This is a genomic window from Geodermatophilus chilensis (assembly GCF_002802985.1).
In the GTDB taxonomy this organism is placed as follows: domain Bacteria; phylum Actinomycetota; class Actinomycetes; order Mycobacteriales; family Geodermatophilaceae; genus Geodermatophilus; species Geodermatophilus chilensis.
Window position 1 is genome coordinate 1 of sequence record NZ_NVPT01000278.1, and the last position, 3,737, is coordinate 3,737.

Here is a 3,737-nt window from a genome sequence, read left to right on the forward strand (position 1 = left end):
TGATGCGTGACGTGCAGGGTTTGCTTTTTGTATCAGTGTGAGATACATCGGGTGTGTCCGCTCGGGATACTCCCGTCACCCCGGCGGTGGACGGCTCAGCGGTCACCGGGAGCCCGCCGGGTCGCCGTCCACCGCCGGGGTGACGGGGTGGGTGGCCGGCACCGCCTCGAGGAGCTCGACCAGGGGGGCGCCCTCGTGCCGCTTCAGCCGGCCGCTGGTCAGGGCACGCTCGGTGGTGCGCTGGGCCAGCGCGACGTAGGCCGCGACCGAGTCCGGCGCCCGCTCGGCGAGGGTGTCCAGGTGCCGGCGCACGGTGCCGACGTCCCCCCGGCTGACCGGGCCGGTGAGCCCGCGGTCGCCACGGCGCAGGCCGTTGTCGAGCGCGGCGGTGAGCAGCGGGGCGAGCACCCGGCCGGGCTCGGCGACGCCCGCGGTGCGCAGCAGGTCCGCGGCCTCGGCGACCAGCGTGACCAGGTGGTTGGCGCCGGTGACCAGCGCGGCGTGGTAGAGCCCGCGGTCGGCCTCGGCGACGAAGAACGGCTCGCCGCCCATCTCCAGGACCAGCGCCTCGGCCACCGGCCGGTGCTCGGGTGCGCTGGTGACGCCGAAGGGGGCGCCGGCGAGGCGGTCGGCGTCCTCGGGGGCGCCGGTGAAGGTCATGGCCGGGTGCAGCGCCAGCGGGAGGACGCCGGCCCGTGTGGCGGGGGCGAGGACGGCCAGGCCGTGCGCGCCGGAGGTGTGGAAGGCCAGCTGGCCGGCCCGCCAGATCCCGGTCTCGGCCAGGCCGGAGACCAGGCCGGCCAGGCTGTCGTCGGGGACGGCGAGCACCACGAGGTCGGCGGCGGTCACGACCTCGTCGGTGGGCAGCAGCGGTACGCCGGGCAGCAGCCGGGCGGCTCGTTCGGCGGAGGCGGTGGAGAGGCCGGCGGCGGCGACCACGTCGTGGCCTGCGGCGGTGAGGGCGGCGCCGAGGACGGCGCCGACGCGCCCGGCGCCGACGATGCCGACGCGCAGACGGGCGGGAGCGGTGTCCGCCGGGCCGAGACCGGCAGCGCGGAGCGTCCTGCGGGCAGCAGGCATCGGTGCACCTCTCGTTCCAGTCCCTCGCGGGTACCGGACTCGGTGGTCCGCGGACTCCCCCGTTGGAGCCCGTCGGGTGTTGCGGTCCTGCGGTCGTGCCGGCGCCGGGTCCGCTGCGACCGGAGGTGTCACGCGGGTGTCACGCCGGAAGCGAGTGTGTGACCGGTTCGGGGCAGGTGCAACGCCTCCTTGCTGTGGGGTGGGTCACTGCACGGCCTCGCCGGCGCCCGGCCGTCCCGTTCCCCGGGTGCTGTGCCCATCGGTGGGCTCGCGAGCCCGCCCAGGTCCGCGCCACCTACGGTGTCCGGCGGCAACGCAGACGCACGGCGGGAGGATCCGGGTGGGCACCCTCGAGGGACGGACGGCGCTGGTCACCGGCGGGAGCCGGGGCATCGGCCTGGCGATCGCGCAGACCCTGGTGGCGCGCGGGGCGCGGGTCGTCGTCACCGGCCGCAAGCCCGACGCGCTGGCCGAGGCGGTCTCCGCGCTGGGCGGCCCGGAGGTGGCGGTGGCCGTCGCCGGCAACGCGGGGGACGCCGAGCACCGGGCCGAGGCCGTGCGCACCGCCGTCGACACCTTCGGCAGCCTGGAGATGCTGGTCGGCAACGTCGGCATCAACCCGGTCTACGGCCCGCTGGTCGACCTCCCGCTGGACGGCTTCCGCAAGATCCTCGACACCAACGTCGTCGGCACCCTCGGCCTGGTGCAGGAGGCGTGGCGGGCGTGGATGGCCGAGCACGGCGGCTCGGTGCTCGTCGTCGCCTCGGTGGCCGGGCTCAAGGCCTCGCCGATGATCGGCGGGTACGGGGTCAGCAAGGCGGCGCTGGTCAACCTGGTCACCCAGCTCGCCGTGGAGCTCGGCCCGAGGGTGCGGGTCAACGCGGTCGCACCGGCGGTGGTGAAGACCCGCTTCGCCGAGGCGCTGTACGAGGGCCGGGAGGCCGAGGTGGCGGCGCAGTACCCGGTCGGCCGGCTGGGCGTGCCCGAGGACGTCGGCGAGGCGGCGGCCTACCTGCTCGGCGACGGCGCGGGCTGGGTCACCGGCCAGACCCTGGTGCTCGACGGCGGCGCACTGTCCCGCGGCCCGGCCTGAACGAGGACCCCTCGCCCCCACCCCGCGCAGGCTCGCGGCGGGGCCCTGCAAGGGGGGGCCGCGTCAGCGGCCGAGCACCCGGGCCAGGACGTCGTCGCTCTCGTCGTCCTCGCGGTAGCGACGCCGGCGGCGGCCACCGGACGGCGGGGTGAGGCCGCTCTCGGCGAGCAGCTCCGCCACCCGCCGTCCCGGGTCCCCCGCCGCCGGGGCGTGCGCCTCGGCCGTCGGCGCTGGAGCGGGCACCTCGGCCGGCGGCGCCGCCGGCCCGGGGACCGGCGGGCGCTGCCGCTGGGCGACCGGCCGCTCGGTGGTGAGCAGGTCGTCCGGGACGGGCGTGGCCGTGGGCTTGGGGGGATCGGTGCGGCGCCGGCGCGGCTCGGTCTCGTCCTCGTGCTCCGGCGACGGCGGCGGCGGCGGTGGGGTCAGCAGCGACCGGCTGGCCAGCCAGTCCAGCGGTGGCGGCGGAGGCTCGGCAGTGGCCGCGTGCCGGGTGCGGCGCGCCTCCGCGGCCTCGTCGGGCTCGACCAGCCGACGCCCGGCCAGCCAGTCCAGCGGCGGCGGGGGCGGGGGCGGCGGGACCCGGCGCGGCTCGGCGCGGACCCCGTCGGGCCCGCGGGTGCCGGCAGCCGGCTCGTCGGCACGCACGGCCGGCCAGGCGGCGGTCAGCTCCGGCGCCGGGGAGGTCCAGCTGTCGGCCTCGACCGTCCGGGGAGCGGCGGCCTCCGTGGTGGCGGGGGCGGTCCGGGTGGACTGGGTGCGCAGCATGACCCGCTCGACGAGCATCTCGCCGGAGCGCTGCTCGGGCAGCTCGCTGCGCAGCCGGGCGACGTCGGTGCGCAGCTCGGCCAGGGCGGTGAGGTCGAGGCCGGCGAGGGCGGTGCGCAACTCGGCGAGGCCGGCCAGGTCCCGGCGCAGCCCGGCGACCTCGGCCAGCTCGTGGCGCAGTTCGGCCACCTGGGCCAGCTCGCGGCGCAGCTCGCCGACCGGGGCCAGCTCCGCGCGCAGCGCCTCCAGCTCGGCGCGCATCGACTGCTCGACGGTGCGCCGCAGCTCGTCCGCCAGCCGCAGCTCGTGCTCGCGGCGGGCCGTGCCCTCGCGCTGGAGCTCCAGCTCGTGTGCCCGCCGCAGCTCGGCCTCGCGCTCGACGGCCGCGCGACCGAGGTCGGCGTGCTCGACGGGGTCGCCCGGGCGCCGGGAGGCGACGAGGGCGGCGAGCACGAACGCCCAGGCGGCGGCGACGACGGCCAGCCGCAGCAACTGCGGGTCGTCGGTCAGGAAGACGACGCCGGTGGCCACCACGGCGAGGACGAAGCCGACGACCAGACCCAGCGTCCGCAGTCCCGGGGACGCCGGACCGGCGGGCCGTCCCGCAGGCCCGTCCCGGTGCGCCGACGCGGCGTCCCGGGCTGTCTCGTATACACCTATAACGCTGCCGACGAACCCGTACGGTGCTGTCATGGTGGTCGCACGATCGATAAAAACAACAAGATATCATAGTACACATACAGAGAATACAAAACAGAAGATATAACGACGCGAATGAGCATAGTAGTAAGTAGCAATA

At 76.6% G+C, this 3,737-nt stretch carries 3 protein-coding genes; 1 reads left to right on the forward strand and 2 read right to left on the reverse strand.

Annotated elements, in window-relative coordinates:
* Nucleotides 1–102 precede the first annotated feature (102 nt).
* Nucleotides 103–1,080, reverse strand: coding sequence for a Rossmann-like and DUF2520 domain-containing protein (locus CNO22_RS26160; protein WP_100502164.1), 978 nt, complete (start codon nucleotides 1,078–1,080; stop codon nucleotides 103–105).
* A 340-nt stretch (nucleotides 1,081–1,420) separates the two neighbouring features.
* Here CNO22_RS26160 and CNO22_RS26165 point away from each other — a divergent pair, with 340 nt between their 5' ends.
* On the forward strand, nucleotides 1,421–2,173 hold the full coding sequence (locus tag CNO22_RS26165; RefSeq protein WP_100502165.1) for an SDR family oxidoreductase: 753 nt from the start codon (nucleotides 1,421–1,423) through the stop codon (nucleotides 2,171–2,173).
* A gap of 63 nt (nucleotides 2,174–2,236) precedes the next feature.
* Here the strand turns inward: CNO22_RS26165 and CNO22_RS26170 are convergent, their stop codons facing one another.
* Entirely contained in the window at nucleotides 2,237–3,631 is a 1,395-nt protein-coding gene (locus CNO22_RS26170; RefSeq protein WP_157937142.1) for a DUF6779 domain-containing protein, read from the reverse strand.
* Between the last annotated feature and the right edge of the window lie 106 nt (nucleotides 3,632–3,737).